This window comes from Nakamurella sp. A5-74, assembly GCF_040438885.1.
In the GTDB taxonomy this organism is placed as follows: domain Bacteria; phylum Actinomycetota; class Actinomycetes; order Mycobacteriales; family Nakamurellaceae; genus Nakamurella.
Genome location: NZ_CP159218.1, coordinates 92,514 through 111,854, shown reverse-complemented (window position 1 = coordinate 111,854; position 19,341 = coordinate 92,514). Strand labels below are relative to the sequence as shown.

At 67.1% G+C, this 19,341-nt stretch carries 17 protein-coding genes; 5 read left to right on the top strand and 12 right to left on the bottom strand.

What is annotated here, in order from left to right:
- Positions 1-174 precede the first annotated feature (174 nt).
- Positions 175-1,224, bottom strand: coding sequence for a hypothetical protein (locus ABLG96_RS00525; protein ID WP_353649487.1), 1,050 nt, complete (start codon positions 1,222-1,224; stop codon positions 175-177).
- 193 nt (positions 1,225-1,417) lie between these two features.
- Here ABLG96_RS00525 and ABLG96_RS00520 point away from each other — a divergent pair, with 193 nt between their 5' ends.
- Entirely contained in the window at positions 1,418-1,978 is a 561-nt protein-coding gene (locus ABLG96_RS00520; protein ID WP_353649486.1) for an antibiotic biosynthesis monooxygenase, read from the top strand.
- A gap of 23 nt (positions 1,979-2,001) precedes the next feature.
- Here ABLG96_RS00520 and ABLG96_RS00515 read toward each other — a convergent pair whose 3' ends face one another.
- A complete protein-coding gene (locus ABLG96_RS00515) occupies positions 2,002-3,081 on the bottom strand; it encodes an NAD(P)-dependent alcohol dehydrogenase (RefSeq protein WP_353651628.1) in 1,080 nt (359 codons plus the stop codon).
- Positions 3,082-3,192: 111 nt separating this feature from the next.
- On the opposite strand from ABLG96_RS00515, the gene ABLG96_RS00510 reads away from it, so the two are divergent.
- Complete coding sequence (locus tag ABLG96_RS00510; RefSeq protein WP_353649485.1) at positions 3,193-4,653, top strand: aldehyde dehydrogenase family protein; 1,461 nt, start codon at positions 3,193-3,195, stop codon at positions 4,651-4,653.
- A gap of 4 nt (positions 4,654-4,657) precedes the next feature.
- Here the strand turns inward: ABLG96_RS00510 and ABLG96_RS00505 are convergent, their stop codons facing one another.
- Together ABLG96_RS00505 and ABLG96_RS00500 are read right to left on the bottom strand one after the other, a co-directional pair.
- Positions 4,658-5,440, bottom strand: coding sequence for an IclR family transcriptional regulator (locus ABLG96_RS00505; RefSeq protein WP_353649484.1), 783 nt, complete (start codon positions 5,438-5,440; stop codon positions 4,658-4,660).
- 100 nt (positions 5,441-5,540) lie between these two features.
- Positions 5,541-6,200 (bottom strand): MBL fold metallo-hydrolase, encoded by a 660-nt coding sequence (locus tag ABLG96_RS00500; RefSeq protein WP_353649483.1) that lies wholly within the window; start codon positions 6,198-6,200, stop codon positions 5,541-5,543.
- A 236-nt stretch (positions 6,201-6,436) separates the two neighbouring features.
- Between ABLG96_RS00500 and ABLG96_RS00495 the strand changes: the two genes are divergently transcribed.
- From ABLG96_RS00495 to ABLG96_RS00485, 3 genes are all read left to right on the top strand, one after another.
- Positions 6,437-7,261, top strand: coding sequence for a TAXI family TRAP transporter solute-binding subunit (locus ABLG96_RS00495; protein WP_353649482.1), 825 nt, complete (start codon positions 6,437-6,439; stop codon positions 7,259-7,261).
- Positions 7,262-7,325: 64 nt separating this feature from the next.
- Positions 7,326-8,336, top strand: a complete 1,011-nt coding sequence (locus ABLG96_RS00490) for a hypothetical protein (RefSeq protein ID WP_353649481.1) — start codon at positions 7,326-7,328, stop codon at positions 8,334-8,336.
- A gap of 23 nt (positions 8,337-8,359) precedes the next feature.
- Complete coding sequence (locus ABLG96_RS00485; RefSeq protein WP_353649480.1) at positions 8,360-9,040, top strand: class II aldolase/adducin family protein; 681 nt, start codon at positions 8,360-8,362, stop codon at positions 9,038-9,040.
- 8 nt (positions 9,041-9,048) lie between these two features.
- Here ABLG96_RS00485 and ABLG96_RS00480 read toward each other — a convergent pair whose 3' ends face one another.
- The 8 genes from ABLG96_RS00480 to ABLG96_RS00445 form a co-directional block, all read right to left on the bottom strand.
- The gene (locus ABLG96_RS00480; protein WP_353649479.1) at positions 9,049-9,873 is read right to left on the bottom strand and encodes a fumarylacetoacetate hydrolase family protein; all 825 of its coding nucleotides are present in this window, start codon (positions 9,871-9,873) and stop codon (positions 9,049-9,051) included.
- Positions 9,873-10,805, bottom strand: a complete 933-nt coding sequence (locus ABLG96_RS00475; protein WP_353649478.1) for a VOC family protein — start codon at positions 10,803-10,805, stop codon at positions 9,873-9,875. Before ABLG96_RS00475 ends, ABLG96_RS00480 begins: the two co-directional genes overlap by 1 nt.
- Before the next feature lie 25 nt (positions 10,806-10,830).
- Positions 10,831-12,468 carry a bifunctional 3-(3-hydroxy-phenyl)propionate/3-hydroxycinnamic acid hydroxylase gene (locus ABLG96_RS00470; RefSeq protein ID WP_353649477.1) on the bottom strand — a complete coding sequence of 546 codons (1,638 nt, stop codon included), beginning with the start codon at positions 12,466-12,468 and terminating at the stop codon, positions 10,831-10,833.
- Positions 12,465-13,616: an FAD-dependent oxidoreductase gene (locus ABLG96_RS00465; protein ID WP_353649476.1), complete on the bottom strand. Its 1,152-nt coding sequence runs from the start codon at positions 13,614-13,616 to the stop codon at positions 12,465-12,467. The genes ABLG96_RS00470 and ABLG96_RS00465 overlap by 4 nt, the downstream gene beginning before the upstream one ends.
- Before the next feature lie 4 nt (positions 13,617-13,620).
- Positions 13,621-13,809: a ferredoxin gene (locus ABLG96_RS00460; protein ID WP_353649475.1), complete on the bottom strand. Its 189-nt coding sequence runs from the start codon at positions 13,807-13,809 to the stop codon at positions 13,621-13,623.
- 5 nt (positions 13,810-13,814) lie between these two features.
- Entirely contained in the window at positions 13,815-14,870 is a 1,056-nt protein-coding gene (locus tag ABLG96_RS00455; protein ID WP_353651627.1) for a cytochrome P450, read from the bottom strand.
- Positions 14,871-16,001: 1,131 nt separating this feature from the next.
- Positions 16,002-16,136: a hypothetical protein gene (locus ABLG96_RS00450; protein ID WP_353649474.1), complete on the bottom strand. Its 135-nt coding sequence runs from the start codon at positions 16,134-16,136 to the stop codon at positions 16,002-16,004.
- Between the two features lie 120 nt (positions 16,137-16,256).
- Positions 16,257-19,283 (bottom strand): glycoside hydrolase family 38 C-terminal domain-containing protein, encoded by a 3,027-nt coding sequence (locus tag ABLG96_RS00445; protein ID WP_353649473.1) that lies wholly within the window; start codon positions 19,281-19,283, stop codon positions 16,257-16,259.
- Between the last annotated feature and the right edge of the window lie 58 nt (positions 19,284-19,341).

The window sequence follows — 19,341 nt, the reverse complement described above, 5'->3', positions numbered from 1 at the left end:
GAGCCGGGCCAGAAGCAGCCGGTGACAGCGGCCCCGAAGGCCTGCGGATCCCTGAAACGCCGCTCTCCTACGAGGTCTACGGAGCGTTACTCGTCGACGCCCCGAACAGCACCGTCATCGCTACCGCTTGACAGCGGAGCTCGCGGACAGTCCCCACTGCGACACCAGCACCGGTCAGGAAAGTTGGGTTCCCGTTCCGGTTCGGCGCACCCAGTCCAGCACCCAGGCTGCGATCGCTTGGTCCCACAGGTACACGTTGGCAAGTTCCCAGAGCAAGATCTCGTCAGGCTGATCGCGGGCCCGCCGCGCTCCGGTGATGACGTCGGCGAGAACCCGGACATCCTCAGGGGGGGTCATCGGCCGGGGGGCGTGTTGCCCGAGAAATCCGATCGCGACCGGGCGTGGCCGCCGGTTGGTAGGTACGTAGAGGCCGGGGCTCTCGGCCAGCGCCCGCGGCGCGGCGCCGCTCATGCTGAGCACTGTCGATCCCGGTTTCAGCAAAGTCTCGTCGAAGGCGTCGTCACCCGGTTGAATGCGGCCGGCCATCATGAGCACGTCGGCTGCGGCGACGACTTCATCAGAGGTCGTGACTGGCCGGATGGGGACGCCGAGCCTGGCGCCCTGTTCGGCGGCGTACGCCTCCCGGTTTTTCGGGGTGGGGCTCCAGACGACGATCTCCTCGATCGATGGCACCGCGCGCAGGATTGTCCGGGCGGTACCTCGGGCCTGGTCGCCGCTGCCGAGCATGCCGAGCACGCGCGAGCCCTTTCGGGCGAGATGACGTGCGCCCACAGCCACCGGGATCGAGGTCCGGAGCCGGTTCAGTTCGGCCGCCTGGATGATCGTCTCGAGGTCCCCGGTTTGCGGGTCGAACGCGAGCATGACAGTGCCCGAGGCCGAGGAATCACGGTTCCAGCCGGCAGGGAACACGCGGACCGTCAGCGGTGCTGTGCCGGCGGCGTTGACGGAAACCAGCATCTGGTCCTCCCCTGCCAACGGAACGCCGGAGAAGATCACGTGACCCGGTGGCCCCTGATGCTGGTCGAGAACGGAACGTTCGATCGCCGCGAGGACGTTGTCCAGCTCCTCGCTGGAGTCGAGCAGCGGCCGCAGGTCCTTGGTCGTCAGGTAGATGGGCATTCCTACTCCTCGTGGGTCGGCTTCGACCCTAGATAGTCCTCCGGCGCCAAGTGACGTCCACGTGTCCTGACTTTTGTAACACATGTCTTGCCCAGCGCAAAAGATGGTGCAAGAATGAGTCCCACGTGGGGAGTGGGCGCGGCATCGCCCACCTGCTGTCCCGCGGATCGATCGAAGCGTCGGCCACTTGACTGCGGTTGCCTCGGAGGGAGGGGAAAGGGCGCACCTGGACACAGTTGACTCAGCCGGACGACCACGACGTCATGTCATCACGGTGATGGTCCCGCCGGAGGGCTCGAGCACCTTCGGCAGGGCCGCGGCCAGACACGAGAGGTTGTCCCATGCGTCCGGCTTCCGGTCCGCAGATCCGGTTGCAGTTCGCCCAAGCCGCGACGCAGCGAATCCATTCAGACGCATGTCTGAACAACAGCGAAGAGTGACCGGCGTCGAACCGGTCGGATCGGAGTGCCTTGTGACCGTGATCGAGGAAGACGCCGACCTGGTGACATTGATCGTCGTGTTCACCGTGAAGCCAGAGGACCAGGCAGGCCATGTGGACATGCTGCGGGTCGTCGCCGCCGAACATTCCAAGACGGATGGGTTCATCTCGTGTTCCATCCTCGCCAGCGAGGACGGGACCCGAGTGACCGAGTACATCCAGTGGAAGTCCCACGCCCACCTTCAGGTGATGCTCGAGTCGAAGGCCGGGGCCGCACACGTGAACGACGAGAGCTTCATCTCCGAGGTTCACAGCTACCGGGTCGCTGCTGTGACACACCACGCGGTAGCTGCTGTGACACAACACGCGGTGACCACGGGGGTCAGCACCCCTGTTTGACCGAGGTGCCGGTGCTGCTCGGATCAGAAGAGCAGCACCGGTTTGACTGCCTCCCCGCGCTCCGAGGCTGCCATCGCTTCCTCGAGGTTCTCGAAATCGAAGAACTGCACCAGTTTCTCGATGGGAAATCTCCCGGCCCGGTGATGGTTGATCAACTCGGGGATGAACTGCCGAGGGATGCTGTCTCCCTCGATGATGCCGCGGAAGACGCGGCCGAAGAGCATGTGCGTCAGGTCGAGCGACACTTCTGTCCCGAGGCGCGCGGCCCCGATGAGGCCGCACACTCCGGCCACGCGAAGCGCATCTACCGCCTGGCGCACGACCATCGGGTTGCCGGTGGTGTCGAGCGCGTATTCCGTGCCGCCACGTGTGATCGAGCGGATTGCCTCCACCGGGTCGGTCTCGCCGGCGCGGACGGTAGCGGTGGCGCCGACCTCACGCGCGAGGTCCAGGCGCGCAGCGTGCCGGTCGACGGCGATGATCGTGGTGCATCCGGCGATCTTGGCTGCCATCACCGCGCAGAGACCGACCGCGCCGGTGCCGAAGATTGCGATGGATGAACCGGATTCGGGTTGCAGGCTGTTCAGCACGGCTCCCGCCCCGGTCTGGAACCCGCACCCGAGCGGGCCTGCGAGCCGCAGATCGAATTCGTGGTCGATCACCACGACGCTGGAAGCCGGTGCGATCACGCGGGTGCTGAAACTCGATTGCCCGAAGAAGAGACCATGGACGGCGGTACCGTCCATGCGGTGAAGGGTCGAGGTACCGTCGGCCCGGGCAGCGAGAAAGTTCCGCTCGAACGCGAACTGGCACAGCGCCGGCCGGCCGGCCCGGCAGGTGGAGCAGGCACCGCACGCAACGAAACTCAGGACCACGTGATCACCCACCCGCACCTCGGTCACGTCCGCGCCGACGGCCTCCACCACGCCGGCCCCCTCGTGCCCGAGCACGATCGGAGTCGGAACCGGATAGTCACCGGCCCGAGCCACCGCATCCGTGTGACAGGCGCCCGTACCGACCAACGCGACCCGAACCTCGTCATCCCGGAATGGGCCTAGCTCGAGGTCCTCGAAGATGAATCGGTCGCCGTACTGGTCGAGCACTGCAGCGCGGATGATCGTCTGCTTGTCAGACACGACCCACCCCTTGTCCTGATAGATGAATGTAGGCTTCCAAGATATAGGACTGACTGACCAAGGCTAGCTGGAGGCCGGATGACCCGGGTGCAGGATCTGTTCATCGACGGTGAGTATCGACCCGCCACGAACGGTCGCCGATTTGAAGATCTGTCCCCGATTTCGGGCGAGGTGTACCGCGAGGTAGCCGCCGCCGCAACGAGCGATGCGACCGCTGCGGTGGACGCTGCGGCTGGGGCCTTCCGGACCTGGTCTTGCACCTCACCGGCCGAGCGACGCCGAGTGCTGCTGCGGGCCGCCGATCTGCTCGAGAGCGAGATCGAGACGCATCGATCAATGTTCGCGTGCGAGACGGGCAGTGTGCGCGGGTGGGCCGACATGAACGTCCGCGAGGCCGCCAGCACCCTGAGGGAAGCCGCGGGGCTGACGACCACGGCCGTTGGCGAACTGCTGCCGTCGAATGAGACCGGCACGCTCAACGTATCGTCCCGCGTCCCGGCCGGTGTCGTGCTGGCGATCGTGCCGTGGAATGCCCCGCTCATCCTTGCCGCACGATCGTTCGCGATCGCTCTGGCCGTCGGCAACACGGTCGTGATCCGGCCCAGTGAGGAAGCTCCACTGGCTGCGGGGTTCGTCCTGGCGGATACCCTTCGCCGGGCCGGGTTGCCTGTCGGAGTCGTCAATGTGGTGAGCACCGGGCCGGGAGAGGGTCCTCAGGTCATTGCCGAGCTGATCGCTGACCCGCGGGTGCGCCGGGTTGTGTTCATCGGTTCGACCGCGGTCGGCCGCAAGATCGCGGAGATCGCCGGACGCCACCTGACACCGACCGTCCTCGAGCTCGGCGGAAAGAACTCAACGATCGTGCGGGAGGACGCTGATCTGGACATCTGGGTGCCGGCCATCGCGTTCTCAGCCTTTGCCAACAGCGGCCAGGTGTGCATGTGTACGGATCGGATCATCGTGCACCGATCGAAGGCGGCGGAACTCGCCGACCGGCTCGCCGCTCATGCGGAGGGCCTGGTTGTCGGCGACCCGCTGGCTGCGAAGACCGATCTCGGTCCCCTGATCAACAGCAGGGCCGCGGCGAACTTCCGCGACCTGGTCGGTGACGCGATGCGATGTGGGGCGCGGCTGCTCGCCGGCGGGCCCGAGACCGACGGATCCTACGCGCGGCCGACGGTGATCAGTCAGCTACCACGCGAGGCGGCGCTCTACCATCGCGAGGCGTTCTCGCCGGTGGTCAGCATCCACCCGGTTGCCGACGACGACGAGGCCGTGGCCGTCGCGAACGACACGGAGTACGGACTGATCGCCAGTGTGCTGTCGTCCGACACTGCCCGCGCCGAAACCCTCGCCCAACGGGTCCGCGCCGGCGCCGTACATGTGAACGGCCCCTCGATCGGTGACGAGCCGCACGTCGCCTTCGGCGGACTCGGTGCGTCCGGATTCGGCCGGCTCGGCGGACAGGAATCAGTGCGTACGTTCACCGAGCAACGCACGTTCTACCTGCACGATCGGGGTGGGCTGTTCGGGGTCTGAGCGCTCAACTTTCGAGTAGTTGCGCCTCGTGCGAGAGGTGGGCGGCCGCCTCGAGCAGGGCATGACGGATCTCATCGATCTGTTCGGCGGACACGCGTGAGCGGATCAGGACGACGCTGATGGCCGCGAGCACCTCACCGCTCGAGCGAAAGATCGGGACGGCGATCCCGACGGCTTCAGCGTCCACTTCGCCGTAGGAGACCGCGTAGCCGTCGGCCCGAATCGCTCGCAGTCGCTCCAGGAGCGGTTCCAGCTCGACGATCGATTGCGGAGTGAACCGTCGTAATGGCGCTCCTTGAAGCGCGACGCGCTGCTGCGGCTCGGACAACCAGGCCAGTAGTACCAGGGCGGACGCCCCGGCATTCAGATCGAGAATGGTGCCACGTTCGTATGACAGCCGGACGTACTGCTCCCGTGACTCCTCACGTTCCAGGCACACCACCGCCTGCCCCATCTGCCTGGTCAGCAACACAGTCTGATGGAAGCGTTCGGTGAGCTGCCGCATGACCGGCACGGCGACATCACCGAGCCCGTAACTACGTCGCGCCAGCCGGGCCAGCTGCAGCACCTTCATACCCAGACGAAACCCGCCACGTCCGTCCTCGGTCAAGAACTGCGCCTGCACCAGAGTTTGGAGGTAGCGGTACGCCGTCGAGCGGGCGACTTTGAGGTGCTCGGCAACAGCTGCGGCCGAGAGCACGAGGCGTTGGTCATCGAACATCTGCAGGATTGTCAGGGCGCGGTCGGCGGTGCTGTTGCGCTCCCGGTACCCGCTGGCCTGCGTCACCGGTCGATTCTTGCAGACCGACGGCACCACGAATGGGGCCCGCCCCCGTCTGCGGCCACACCCGGTCCCAGGCCATCACGGCCCGGCTGCCGAGGTGGAATCAATCCGGCAACCCGACCGGCTCGCCCACGACCGGATCGATGACCGTTGTGCCGGTCGGCGCCAGCTCGGTGATGAGCCTGCGGGCCAACAGCCGATGCGGCGTCGCCAACCCTGCCCCGTGCACCAATACGGCGTGGCGGGGTGAAACCGCGCGCAGATAGTCGATCGACTCCGACAGCTTGAGCCAGGGCGCGCCGATCGGTAGCAGCAATGTGTCCACATCGAACGCCGGCACCAGGAAGGAGTCGCCCGGCGCCAGCAGGCGCTCGCCGATCCAGTACGCCACGTTCTGCGGCACCGGAAGCTCGGGGTGGATCACCTCGTGAGGCGCGGGGAACGTGTCGACCTGCACACCGCGAATGTCCAGCCGGCGCGACTCCGCCGACGACCCACCACCGACGCCCGCTGCCGCGAGTTGGTCCACGACCGCCACCGGTCCGTAGATCGGGGCGACACCGGACGAGCCGATCCGATGGATCTGGTCCAGGTCGAAGTGATCAGGGTGGGCGTGGGTGACCAGTACCGCATCGACGGGCCCGACGTCATCCAACGGCGGCGTGAGGTCACCGGGGTCCAGGAGGAGCCGGGCGCTGCCTTGCGGTGAATCCGGAACTGTGATCGACACGCACGAATGACCCCAAAGCTGCAATGTCCACATCGCCGTCGCCGCCCATCATGTTCGATTTGTAGGACGGGTATACTGTACGTCAGGACATCGAAAGGGGTTGCCGTGGTGCACCGATGACAGATCCAGCACTGACGTTCGAGGGTCGGCTTCGTCTGCAGGGCGACTGGGGCGCCTTCAACTTGACCCGGGTCTGCGGATGGCTGTCCTTCTGGGTCTACCAACAGACAGTTGATCACCGTCGTAGCCTGATCAGTACCGGTCGCGGCATGGGTGACAGCTTCCGCGCGCTCGGCGAAGGCCTGGTGGACGTGGCGATCGCCACTCCGGCCTCGTTTTCTCGATTGGCCCACCAGGGCCTCGGGCCGTTTGCCGGCCGGGCGATCCCGCAGCTTCGAGCCATCGCGGTGCTGCCGCACCAGGATGCGATGATCGCCGTTGCACGGGCCGACCTCGAATTCACCCAGCTCTCCGATGCTGCGGCGCATCCAGGTTCGCTGCGCATCTCCCTGGGCACGAACGACCCCGATGGGTTCATGGGCTTCGCAGGTGACCTGCTCCTTGAATCTGCCGGCGTCGACCTGACGGCCATCGAGGCCAACGGCGGTACCGTGACACGGCATGAGCAGCCGTTCGACGCGATCGCGGACCTGCGCGAGGGCCGGGCCGACATCATGATTTCCGAGGCCATCATGACCCCGGATTGGACCCGGCTGGCGACGACCACCGAGGTGACTTTCCTGCCGGTCACAGTCAACCAACAGCAATGGCTCGCCGGGAACTTCGGACTCGGAATCGTCGAAGTGCCAGGAGGTTACTTCCCCGGCCTGCCGAACCCGTTGCCCGCACTCGATTACGCCGGCTGGATCATTGCCACCACCGATGCGCTGCCCGACGCCGACGCTGCCCTGCTCGCCCGGGCCGTGGTCGAGAACAGCGAGGTGCTGGCGGCGCAATACCGCCACCTTCCCGCCGACCGATCGCCATTGGCCTACCCGATCACGGTCGGGGACGCTCGCGTGACGCCGATCCCGCTTCATCCCGCTGCAGCCAACATCTACGACCGATTCGAGCAGGGGGAGCTACCGGGGTGACCGCCGCGCGGGTCACCTACAGCCCAGAACATCAACTTGTGCAACAAGAGAACGGGAGCTTCACATGGGTCAGGTCGTAGAGTTGTTCGACGTTTTTCCGTTCACGACGCCACCACGACGCTTTCTGCGGGATGAGGAGACGCTGCTCTCCCGGGCCATTTCGCGGGCGCCGGGTGTGAGCTGGGATCCCATCCCGCCACTGGTTGTCAATGTGATCGGCCAAGAATTCAAGGACAAGGCGTTCGAGCCGCCACGCATCCTCTGGGAGAGCGAGTACGGGCGGATCGAGTGGATCCAAATGGACTTCCGCCAGCCGATGTACCACCGCAACCTCGATGTCGACGAGCTCGCTTTCCAGATTGCTGGTCCGCGCACACTGATGACCGAGCTGGGAACAGTCGAGCTCCGGCCCGGCGATTTCGTCAAGATCCCGGTCGGCGTGGCCCACGACAACTACGGGCGGAAGGAGAGCCACCTTCTCTGGTATCTGCCCGCGGGCGTCGAGGACGTGGGCCCGGTCACCAACCGGGCCGAAGTGCTGATCCCGCCGTTCGAGGGCTGGACCAGCCAGATCGTCAACGAGGTGCACACGGACTGCCTCGGCGCCCGGCACTGTGACCGGGCCGTGCAACTCTCGGACGAGACACTGCTGCTCGAACAGGCCAACAGTGAACCCGACCGGCTGCAGGTGATGCACGACGATCCGGCTCCAGGTACGACCGGGTGGATCTGGAAGGGCCCGGACCACTGGATCGGTGTGACTGCGACCGAAGAAGCAGACGGCCGGACATATGTTCGGCATCGGAACGCCGAAGAGGTGCAGTATCAGATCGAGGGCACTCGGTTGCTGGTCAGCGCCAACGGTGTGGTCGAGATGACCCCCGGCACCTTCGTGCACATTCCGACCGGCGTTGCCTACACGAGTATCCACACCCAGCCCAGTCGGGTTGTCACCACGATCTCCCGGCACAAGTTCGACAGTGCCTATGGCGGGGCGACCGAGAGCAGCAGGTGGAGCTTCGAGGAGATCGACGCCTATCGGTCGCAGCGACGGACGGCGCCTGTCCAGGCATGACCGTGCCCGAGGCGGACATTCCGATGAGGGTCGTTCACGCGGGTGCAGCATTGGCGGTGGCCGGCCAACAGGACCTTGTCTGGGGGCACGTGGCCATTCGGGACCCACAGGGCCGCGGTGCCTGGCTGAAAGCTGCAGGCTGGGGGTTCGACGAGGTCAACCCCGATCGGGTCGTGCTGGTCGACTGGGCGGGCAAGGTGATCGAAGGGGCTGGTCGACCTCACATCGAGAGCCACATCCATCTGGGTGTCTTCCGAGCACGTTCCGACGTGGACGCCTCGGTCCACACCCACTCAGCGGCGGTGAATGCCTTCAGCGCGCTCGACGTCCCGATGCGGGCAATTTCGCACGACGGGGTGCTGTTCACCGATCCGCAGGTCCCGCGTTCGCCGCTGCCCGCTGATCTGATCAGCAGCAGCGCGCTCGGCGACGCGCTCGCCGTCGCGCTCGGGGCCGGGCGCGCCTGCCTGATGCCGCGGCACGGGCTGGTCGCGGTCGGTACGGACGAGGCCGAAGCGGTCATGCACGCTGTCCTGCTCGCCTCAGCATGCGCGGTCATGCTGCAGGCGATGGCAGCCGGCAACGTGCTGTCCTGGTCGGACGCCGACGAGGTCTCCGCCAAGCGGGCTCACGTCTGGCCCCGTTCGCAGCTCGTCGCCGGCTACGACCATCTCGTCCGGCTGGCTGCGGACCGTCGCCGCTGATCCCAGGCTCAGCCCTCGGCGACCACGACGCTCTCCAGCCGGCCGATGCCCTCGATCTCGACCGCCACGGTGGCGCCGGGTGTGAGGAAGAGCTGCGGGTCGCGCCGGAAACCCACACCGCCCGGCGTACCGGTCAGGATGATGTCGCCCGGTAGCAGCTCGGTGAACATCGAGATGGTCGCGATCAGGACGGGAATCGAGAAGATCAACTTCGAAAGGTCCGACTCCTGCACGACCGTGCCGTCGAGAATGGTCCGGATCCCGGCATGCTCGATGTCAACTTCGTCGGCAGCGACAAGATGTGGGCCAATGGGCGTCGATCTGTCCCAGGCCTTCCCCTGCACCCACTGATGCGTCTTGTACTGGTAGTCCCGCATGGTGACATCATTGGCAACGGCATAACCGAGCACATGCTCGGCAGCATTCTCCTGCGGAATGCGACGGCCGGCCCGACCGATGACCACCGCCAGTTCGCCCTCGTAGTCGACCTGGTGCGACTCCGACGGTATCGGGATCGGCTGATCCGCAGCAATCAGACTCGATGCGTATTTCGGGAACAAGACCGGATAGGTCGGCAGCTCGCGTCTGCTTTCAGCCACGTGCTCGTGGTAGTTCAACCCCACGCAGAACACCTTGGTCGGCATCCACGAGGGCGGCAGCAACTCGACGGACGCGGCGGGAATTCGGCCGGCGTGATCGAGATCGGCAGCACGAAGCTCGGCCGACCCGGTTCCGGGACCGATCCGCTCGATGCCACGCAACGGAACATAGTCGTCGCCGTCGCACACCCCGACGAAGGTGCGACCCTCCCGGCGATAGCTGGCCCAGGCCATTAGATGCTGTCCTGGGTCGTCCGGCGCCAGCTGGGCAACTGGCCACCCCACAGGTTCACCGTCTGCGGCGCTGGTGTCCAGCGGCGTGGCACGTAGACAGCGCGATCGTCGTGAAATTGCTCCATCTCGGCGGACAGCTCGACATGGTTGCCGGCCGGGTCGTCGAAGAAGAGGAAAAGATTGTTACCGGGTCCGTGCCGACCGGGTCCCCACTGCACCGGGACGTCCAGCTCGGTCAGCCGGTCACACCAGGTTTTGAAGTCCTCCCACTCGGCCAGATCGTAGGAGTAGTGGTCGATGTCGCCACCCCGGCCGACGTCGACCACCGCAAGGCTGTGGTGGTCCCGGTCGCTGCGCATCCAGCAGAACCGGCCGTCCGCCAATTGGTCCGACAGGCGGAATCCGACGGTGTCGACGAAGAAGTCGACCATCGGCCGTACCGCGGCGGTACCCAGCGTGGTGTGCTGGAACTTCAGCGGCCGGCGTCCGGGATGTGCCGCGTTCTCGCCCTGCCGGTGTACCGCAGCATGGAAGTGCACGCGGGTCCCGTCGGGGTCCAGGACGCTGAGGCCATCCAGGCCGCCCACGGCCGCGTCGACGAACGACGGGTCGAGTTCGGTGACCACGTGTCCCGCGGCCTGCAACCGTCCGCGGATACCCTCGAGCCCGTCCTCGTCCTGCACCTCGAAACCGTAATGGTCCAGGCCCTTGGGCCCCGGGATCAGGTCGAGGACGTGGTGTCCGGTACCCCAGCCCAGCCGGACGCCGCCGTCAGCGAGTTCGCCCTGCCGGACCATGCCGAGCGTACGACCGTAGAACAATTCGTTCTCGGCGACGTCGGGCACGATCAGGCCGATGTGGGACACGGCAGTCCGGCGCAGGGTGCCGGCATGTTCGGTCTCCGACAGCGTCACTCTGGTGGGGTTTTCCATGGGTGTTCCTTTCCTGTCGTACGGTTCACTGCGGGACGAGTGCGTGCCGCGCACGCACCCAGGCGACGGCGCGGGCGCCCACCGCGGTGATGTCCGCCGGTCGAATGACCGCGGCGACGAAGTGATCAGGGCGCAGCAGCACGAAACAGTCGCGGGCGGATTGGAGTTCGCCGTAAAGCCGGGTGTCGATGTCGATCGCCACCCGAACATCCGGGCCACAGTCGACGACGGTGTCGTCCAGTGGCACATGCACCAGGACCGGATCGAGGCCGTCGAATGCGTCGGCGACGGCCGGCCACACCTGTGGAGCCGTGCCGACTCCGATGACCGCCCAACCGTCGCCGGTCACCTGGTCCAACAGCACCTGTCGATGGTCGTTGAGCGAGAACACCTTGGGCTGACCCAGCTGCCGCCCGACGAGCAGGTGGCTCCCGAACTCGTGTACCAGCCCTGTCCTGAGCTCCGCCGCAGGGCGCCAACGCATCTCCTCGAAGAACGCTCGGCCCTGAGGTGTGGCGAGGGCTCGTCGCACGGACTGGTCCCGGAAGGATGCCAACCGCGTACTACGGGTCATCACGACGCGTCCGAGTCGCTCCGAGCTGCGGATGACCGCGGCGGCATGCGGCTTGCGTTCCTGCTCGTAGGAATCCAGCAGCTGCTCACCCCCACCGTGCGCGAGCGCTTCGGTGATCTTCCACGCCAGGTTCGCCGCGTCCCGGATGCCGGTGTTCAAACCCTGGCCGGCGAACGGCGGCATCATGTGGGCGGCATCTCCGATCAGGAAGGCCCGGCCCCGTCGCCACGCGTCGGCGCTGAGGCCGTGGAAACGGTACGTCACTGCGCGCTCGACCTGGTCGGGCCGGATCGATCGGTACGGGGCCAGGAGCAACTCAAGGAGCTCGAAGGGTGGATCCTCTCCCGCGGGGCACTCGCCCGGGAGCAACAGGAACTCGTAGCGGCAGCGGCCGCCCAGTCCCGGCACAATCACGTGCGGACGATCCGGGTCGCCATGGTGCATGCCGTACCGCTGGGTGTGAGTGTCCCCCAGCGTGTCGGCGACGAGCCACACGTCGTCATAGCTGCGGCCATGCATGGAGATGCCGATGGCGCTGCGGACAGCGGACCGGCCGCCGTCGGCGCCGAGCACATAGGCTGCCTGGATCGTGTGCTCGTCACCGTCGGCCGAGACGGTCACCCGCACCTCATCGATGGTCTGCGTCAAGGCGGTCATGGTGGTGGAGAACAGCAGCCGGACACGCGGGTGGCGCTCCAGCGCCCGTCGTAGCACCTGCTCCAGATCGGGTTGCGCGAACGGATTCTTGAAGGGATACCCCAGGCGGTCGGGAACGGCGGCGCGGCCGCGGAACAGCAGGTGGTTGTCCGCGTCGAAGTAGGCCGTCCCGGTGCCCGGGACGATCACCGAGAGGATGTCTCGTTCCAGGCCCGCCTGCTGAAAGGTGCGCAGCGATTCGTCGTCGAGGCTGATGGCCTTCGGATCGCCACTGGTGTCGGAGTTGCGTTCCACGACGAGAACGTCGACACCCCTGGCCGCGAGCAGCGCCGCCGCGGTCATCCCCACCGGCCCGGCACCGACGACCAGCACCTGGCACCCGAGGGCCCGCCCAGGCTCGCGGGCCGGCGCCGCGGCCTGTGTCTCGGTCATGGATGCCCGCCGGCCGGGGCTGCGGCGCCGGCTGCGAGAGCTTTGAGCTTCACGATCGGCAACCGATAGTTCAGCGAGGCAGCGGCCCCGAAGTCGTCATCTCGGGGCCAGTGCAGCAGTGCCGAGCGTTTCGTCACGTCCCCATCGACCACTCGGGGCTCACCGTCGAAGGGCAGCTCCCCGACCAACTTCACGTCGCAGCCGAACTGCTCGGTCCAGAAGTATGACGCGGTCGGGCTCGCAGATTCGGCATGGAGCAACGTTCTCGCGGCGACCCGACCCTGGTTGACGGCACTGGTCCAGTGCGGCGACCGCCGGAAGACCCCGGGAACAAGTTCCTGCACCGTGACGTCGCCGGCTGCGACGATGTCCGGCGCGACGGCGCACCGGCTGTCGATGACGACCCCACCCTGTACCGGTAACCCGGAGGTGCGCAGCCATTCTACGTTCGGCAGGTCGCCGACTGCGGAGACAACCAGATCGGCCGAGAGTTCACCGTGTTCGCGGGTCGAAACGCCCGAAACCGGATTCCCCGCCAACGCGACACCATCGGGCGCGATCAGCACCCGCAACCCCGACTCGACCGCGGCGGCGACCAGGACACCGGCCAGATAGGTGCCCAGGAGCCGCTGCAGCGGTGGGTCCCGGTCGACCACCGTGACGTCCAGCCCGAGCCGGACAAGAGTCGAGGCGACCTCCATACCGAGGAACCCGGCCCCGACGATGATCGCTGTCCGGGCGTCACCGACTCTCGCGGCGATCGCCTCGGCGTCTTCCAGCGTCCGCACCACCAGCTCGCCCTGCTGACCCGCACCGGCCAACCGGCGCGCGCTCGCCCCGGTCGAGATGACCAGGCCGTCGTAAGGAACGCGGGAACCGTCGGCGAGTTCGACCGCCCGCAGCTCCCCGTGCAGGGCCACGGCGCGCTGCCCGGTCCGCACCTCGACGTCATCGGGCAGCGGCGGCAGCTCTGTGGCCGCCACGGGCAGCAGCCCGGCGATCACTCCTTTGGACAACGGCACGCGCGAATACGGCGGATGTTCCTCCTCGCCGAGGATGGTGATCGCTCCGTCCCAGCCGTCGGCGCGCAGCGTGCCGGCGGCGGTGGCGGCGGCGATCGACCCACCGACGATGAGGATGTGTGGCATCAGCTCACCGCCGGATCTCGATGGCGGCCACCGGACACACCCGCGCCCCCGCCTCGGCCGCGGCCTGGTTGGACTCGTCCACCGGCTGCTTCAAGACAGCCTGACCCTCCTCGTCCAAACCGTAGATCTGGGGCGCAGTCAGCTCGCACAGTCCATGTCCCTCGCACGCCGCCTTGTTGATGACGATCTCCACATCCATCAGCTGCGCGCCGGCAAGATCGAGAGGGGCACGGAGTCCAGGCTGCGCACCACCGGGTTACCGCCACGCACCACCGGACCGGTCAGCTCGAACCGGTCGACCCGCTCGATGAAGGCCTCCAGCAGCGTCACGGCCTCCATCCGGGCCATTCCCTGCCCGGCGCAGGCGTGGACGCCGTAGCCGAAAGCCATGTGGTCGAGCGGGTTGCGCCGGATGTCGAAGCGTGCGGGGTCCGGATAGTGGCCGGGATCGCGGTTCGCCGCGGCCCAGTGCAGCAGGACGCGCTGGTCTTTCGGAATGGTGACGCCGCCGACCGTCACTTCTTTCGTCGTCACGCGGAAAAACCCCTGGACCGGGGTTTCGAGCCGCAGGATCTCCTCGAACACCGGACCCGCCAGCGTCGGCTCCGACTTGAGCGTGCTCCATACTTCCGGGGAGTCCGCGAACAAGCGCAGCATGGCACTGATCGCGTTCACGGTGGTGTCCATTCCCGCTGTCATGTAGGCACTGATGGTCTTGATCGCGCCCAGCATGCTCAGCCGGCCGTCGTCCACGGCGTCCATCACAACCTCACCCCAGCCGCCGGGCGTAAGTTTTGCCCGGTCGGTCATCTGCGCCATCCACTCGTGGTAGCCGCGGACGGCCGGGAGCCGCTCCTGCAGATAGGGGGTGAACGGCCCGAATCCGGCGAAAGTGGCGTCGGCGCCGGGGTGCAGCTTGTCGCGGCCCTCCTGCGGCAGGCCGACCAGGTCGGCCACGACATTGATGGGGAACACCCGGGCGACGTCGACGACAGCGTCGAAACGACCGCGGGATACCACCTGCTCGACTAGCTGATCGGCGTAACCCCGGATGTCGGACCGGACCTTCGACAAGCCCTTGGGGGCGAGCTTCTCGGACAGCACGGCACGCAATTGATCGTGCTCGGGCGGATCCGACGCGAGGACAGAGCCCACGAGGTTGCCATTGAACTCCGGCAGCAAGGCGACGCCTTGCGCCGATGTGAACGACTGCCAGTCCGCCGCGGCTGCCCTGACATCGTCGTAGCGGGTCATCACCCAGAAGTCGTAGTTGGCCAGGTAGACAGCGGCCGACTGACGGCGAAGGTCGTCGAGAGCCGCGAAGGGGTCAGCCACCAACTCGGCCGAGAAGAGGTCGGGTTCTGGATCGGCGTGTTCTCCCACCGTTGTAGTCGTCATGCATGCTCCGCTCTTCCGTCAGGTTGTCCATCTGCATCGCTCGGGGGGGTCCGGCGACTGTGCGCGGTCTCCACCATACGTGATCCAGTCCTGTTTTCCGACTGTAACAGTCGAAATTCAGGACTAGGTGTTGAACCCAGGCGGTTGGTGACGACCAGCAATTCGGCGCGGATGCCGCTGCCGGCTCCTGGTCAATTCCGAGCGCGGCGGCGCCGACCATCGTGGCCGAGTGCGGGATCTGCCGAACCGTGACGCCGACACCTTCCAGACCGGCGTGCCCAGGGCTGTCCAAGACACCCTGTTGACGGCGGCCGTTCTCGGCCTGCCGGGTAAGCCACATCAGGTCGAACGCGTCCGGGCTGTGGTTGGCCTGCAGGTCCGAGCCGAGACCGACTGTCACACCCTTGTACGCCGCCCGGCTGAACACCGGCATGCCCAGACCCATCTGCAATCCCGATTCGGGGGTGTTGACACGGCCGAACCGGCGCCGGTGAGCAGCTCAATCTCGAGGTCGCTGCTGGCGTCGCCGTGTGAGTGGACCTTTAGGGGCCCGAGTAGACCGTCGTCGGCCAGGAACTCGATCTCCGGCGGCCGACATGGTCCCCAGGTGGTGTTGAAACCGCCGGTCAGCAGGATGTCGAGGTCGCCGACCAGGGCGAATTCGGCTGCGGTCAGCTCCCGAGGCACGGTGAGCACCCAACGCCTCGTCGGCGTGACCGGGCGTGGAGACGGCATGCACGTGGTCAAGCACGGCGGTGGTGCTGAGTCGAGCGAGGCCAGGCGCCGGCGTAGATGTTCTCCGGGGGTGTGCAGGCCGGCGTGGTTGGAGCGAATGCCCCAGGCTGAGTCGATGAGGTCCAGACCAAGCAACGCATGATCGAGACTGCGGCTGGCCGAGTCCCGCGTGTCGCGTCTCGTTCCTCGCTCGACAACCGGAGCGGAGCAGCGCCCTCATTCGCGCCGGGGACTTCGGCCCCGGCAGCAGGATCAGCGCTTCTTGACCTTGGCGACGATCTCGGCATCGTTCGTGCCGGACTCCTTGCCACGCTTGTCCGCGCGCTTCTCCTTGAGCGACTTCTCGGATTTCTTGGAGCTGGTGCTGCGCGGTGATTTGTCGGACATGGCACGTCCTCGTCTAGGCCAGGCAGAGTGGGGCCGGAATCAGTACTTTCGCTGCTCCCGACCGTACGCGCCGTCCGCACGCACGTACATGCCGTTGGTCAGCTTCCCGGCCCGCCGTGATCAGTCCTGGGACCGAGCGAACCGGAGGGTGCGCACCTGGAACGGCAGCACGTCCAGGTGCACGGTGCCGTCCCCGCGGGTGACGGCCGGCAACGATGGGTCGTCGTCCTCGATGAGGGTGACCTCCCGCGCTGCACCGAAGGCCGGGTCGACGGTGAGGGTGCCGGTGGCGCGCTGCCCCACCGGCTCGTAGACCCGCACGATCAGGTCGCCGGAGCGGTCGTCAGCGAGCTTGACGGCAGCGAGCACCACGTCGCCGCCGACGCCCACCAGCGGCTCGGATCCGTGCGCTCCGGTGATCGTCCGGGCGGCCGTGTTCAGCAGGGCACCTTCCCTCGTGGCGTCGGCCAGCGACGCACCCACCACCAGTCCGATGCGATGGGTCTGCACTCCCTGGTCGGTCTCCGGGTCCGGGAACCGTGGGGCCCGGAGCAACGACAACCGCAGCGTGGTGGTGACCTGGCCGTCCTGCGCGTCCCGGGCGACGTCGAATCCGTGGATCGAATCGTTGACCAGCGCCACGCCGAACCCAGAGTCCTCCACCTGCACGAAGCTGTGCATGGAGGTCTCGAACTTGGCGACCTCCCAGGACGTGTTGGTGTGCGTGACCCGCTTGACCACCCCGAACTGGGTCTCGGCCGCGGTGTGCTCGGCCCGGACGTCCAGCGGGAACGTCAGCTTGAGGAACTTCTCGGTCTCGTGCCAGTCGACCCGCTGGTCGATCCCGAGAGTCGCCGATCCGGGGGCGAGCGTGAGCTCCTGGACGACCGACGACGACGAGAACACCCGCCGCACCACAACTCTCGCGACACCGTCCGCGTCCACGGAGGCGGTGAGGGACTCGAGGTCGACGAGGTCGTCGGCGCGGTTGCGGTAGTAGCGGTCGACGTCCCAGGCGTCCCACATGTTCGGGAAGTCCTGGTGCAGCTGCAGCAGGTTGCCGGCGCGACCGGGGGCGATGGCCTCCCGCCCCGATCCGAGATCGACGGCAGAGATCACCAGTCCGCGCGCATCGACGGTGATACGCACCCGTTCGTTGGTCAGTACGAACCCGCCGTCCAACTCGGTGAGCTGAACCTGTTGTGCGGCAACGCGTCCGCTCGATGTCACGACGGCACCCGGATCGACGCCGTCGCGGGTGAACGCGGCACCGTTGACGACGAGCTGCTGCTGCCCCTCGCCGACGAGAGCGGTCAGCGCGTCGGCGATGACGGCCTCCAGCCGTTCGGCGATCGCGGCGTAGGTGGCGACGGCTTCGCGGTGCACCCAGGCGATGGACGTGCCGGGCAGGATGTCGTGGAACTGGTGCAACAGCGTGAGCTGCCACAGCTCGTCCAGCTCGTCGTAGGGGTAGCTGAAGTCGGTGCGGGCGGCCGCGGTCGTGCACCACAGCTCGGCCTCCAGCAGCAGCCGCTCACTGCGCCGGTTGCCCTGCTTGGTGCGGTGCTGCGAGGTCAGCGTCGCCCGATGCAGCTCCAGGTACAGCTCACCGACCCACACCGGCGGGTCGGGCAGCTCGGCAGCGGCCCGTTCGAAGAACGCGTCGGGGTGTTCCCATTCCACCCGCGCACTGCCCTCGAGATTCGCCAGCCGCCGTGCCCTGCCGACCATCTCGCGGGTGGTGCCACCGCCGCCGTCACCCCAGCCGACCGGCGCGATCGAGCCGGTGGCGTACCGGTTCTCCCGGAACTGTCTGGACGCCTTGGCAACCTCCATGCCCGAGAGCTGCGAGTTGTAGGTGTCCATCGGCGGGAAGTGGGTCAGCATCCGCGACCCGTCGATGCCCTCCCAGGCGAACGTGTGGTGCGGGAACTTGTTGACCTGGTTCCAGGAGATCTTCTGGGAGAAGAACCAGTCGAAGCCGGCGCGCCGCATCAGCTGCGGCAGCGCCGGTGAGTAGCCGAAGCTGTCCGGCAACCAGACGCCGCGGGGCCGGATGCCGAACTCCCGCTCGAAGAACCGCTGGCCCTGGGAGAACTGTCGCACCAGTGATTCACCGGTCGGCATGACGGTGTCGGACTCGACCCACATCCCGCCCAGCGGCAGGAACCTGCCATCGGCGACGGCCTGTTTCACCCGCGCGTAGACCTCCGGCCGGTGTTCGGCGATCCAGACGTACTGCTGGGCCGACGACATGCCGAAGACGAAGTCGTCGGTGGCGTCGATGAGCTCCGTCATCGACGCAGTGGTGCGGGCGACCTTGCGGACGGTCTCCCGCACCGGCCACAGCCAGGCGGAGTCGATGTGGGCATGACCGATGGCCGAGATGCGGTGGGCGGACTCGTGCGCAGGGGCGGCGAGCACGGCAGCCAGCGCTTCCCGGGCAGCGACTGCCGTCTGCGCGAGCCGCTGCAGGTCCAGTACGTCGAGCGCATCGTCCAGGGCCTGCAGGATCTGCATCCGCCGCGGTCCCTCGGGCAGTTCCTCCTGCAACTCCAGGAGCACCGCGACGTCCAGGGCCAGCTCGTACAGCTCGGCGTCGAACAGCACCAGGTCCAGCCGACGGGTGACGTAGAGGGGTTTCGTCGACGAGGTGCGGATGTCGCCCTGCTGCGTCGGCAGGAAGGGGTGGTAGTCCAGCAGCACGGGATTGGCGGCCGCCTCGACGAACAGCTCGACCTCGTCGCCGCCCTCGGCCTGCTCGGCCACCAGGATCCACTGGTTGCGCGGGTTGATCGACTTCACCGGCGACCCGTCCGCCCGGTAGACGAGCCCTTCGCACTGGAAGCCGGGCATGTTCGGATCGAAGCCGAGATCCGCGGCGATCTCGACGCGGCGACCGCGCCAGTGCTCCGGCACGGTGCCCGTCAGCCGGAACCAGGTGGTCGACCAGGCGGGACCCCACGGGGCACCCACCTGGTAGGGCTCGAACTCGAGCGCCAGCCCCTCGGCCGGCGGGACGGGCTCACCGGGGAGTTGGTGCGCTTCGACGGTGAGCGACACGGACTCGGTGTACACCGCCGGCGAGATCCGTTCGTCGAGCACCCGTCGTGCTCGGCCGATGGTCAGCGGGATGTCGTCGTGCATCGTTGCCCTTCCGTGGGGGGTGATGGTGCCGGCGCCGGGGCCGGCAGAATCCGTGACC

Bases quoted from the DNA above. Each gene is read 5' to 3' on its own strand.
- ABLG96_RS00525 (WP_353649487.1), bottom strand. From the start codon at position 1,224: ATGTGTTACAAAAGTCAGGACACGTGGACGTCACTTGGCGCCGGAGGA.
- ABLG96_RS00520 (WP_353649486.1), top strand. From the start codon at position 1,418: ATGGTCCCGCCGGAGGGCTCGAGCACCTTCGGCAGGGCCGCGGCCAGA.
- ABLG96_RS00510 (WP_353649485.1), top strand. From the start codon at position 3,193: ATGACCCGGGTGCAGGATCTGTTCATCGACGGTGAGTATCGACCCGCC.
- ABLG96_RS00500 (WP_353649483.1), bottom strand. From the start codon at position 6,200: ATGTGGACATTGCAGCTTTGGGGTCATTCGTGCGTGTCGATCACAGTT.
- ABLG96_RS00495 (WP_353649482.1), top strand. From the start codon at position 6,437: ATGGGTGACAGCTTCCGCGCGCTCGGCGAAGGCCTGGTGGACGTGGCG.
- ABLG96_RS00490 (WP_353649481.1), top strand. From the start codon at position 7,326: ATGGGTCAGGTCGTAGAGTTGTTCGACGTTTTTCCGTTCACGACGCCA.
- ABLG96_RS00485 (WP_353649480.1), top strand. From the start codon at position 8,360: ATGAGGGTCGTTCACGCGGGTGCAGCATTGGCGGTGGCCGGCCAACAG.
- ABLG96_RS00480 (WP_353649479.1), bottom strand. From the start codon at position 9,873: ATGGCCTGGGCCAGCTATCGCCGGGAGGGTCGCACCTTCGTCGGGGTG.
- ABLG96_RS00475 (WP_353649478.1), bottom strand. From the start codon at position 10,805: ATGGAAAACCCCACCAGAGTGACGCTGTCGGAGACCGAACATGCCGGC.
- ABLG96_RS00470 (WP_353649477.1), bottom strand. From the start codon at position 12,468: ATGACCGAGACACAGGCCGCGGCGCCGGCCCGCGAGCCTGGGCGGGCC.
- ABLG96_RS00465 (WP_353649476.1), bottom strand. From the start codon at position 13,616: ATGCCACACATCCTCATCGTCGGTGGGTCGATCGCCGCCGCCACCGCC.
- ABLG96_RS00455 (WP_353651627.1), bottom strand. From the start codon at position 14,870: ATGACCCGCTACGACGATGTCAGGGCAGCCGCGGCGGACTGGCAGTCG.
- ABLG96_RS00450 (WP_353649474.1), bottom strand. From the start codon at position 16,136: ATGTCCGACAAATCACCGCGCAGCACCAGCTCCAAGAAATCCGAGAAG.
- ABLG96_RS00445 (WP_353649473.1), bottom strand. From the start codon at position 19,283: ATGCACGACGACATCCCGCTGACCATCGGCCGAGCACGACGGGTGCTC.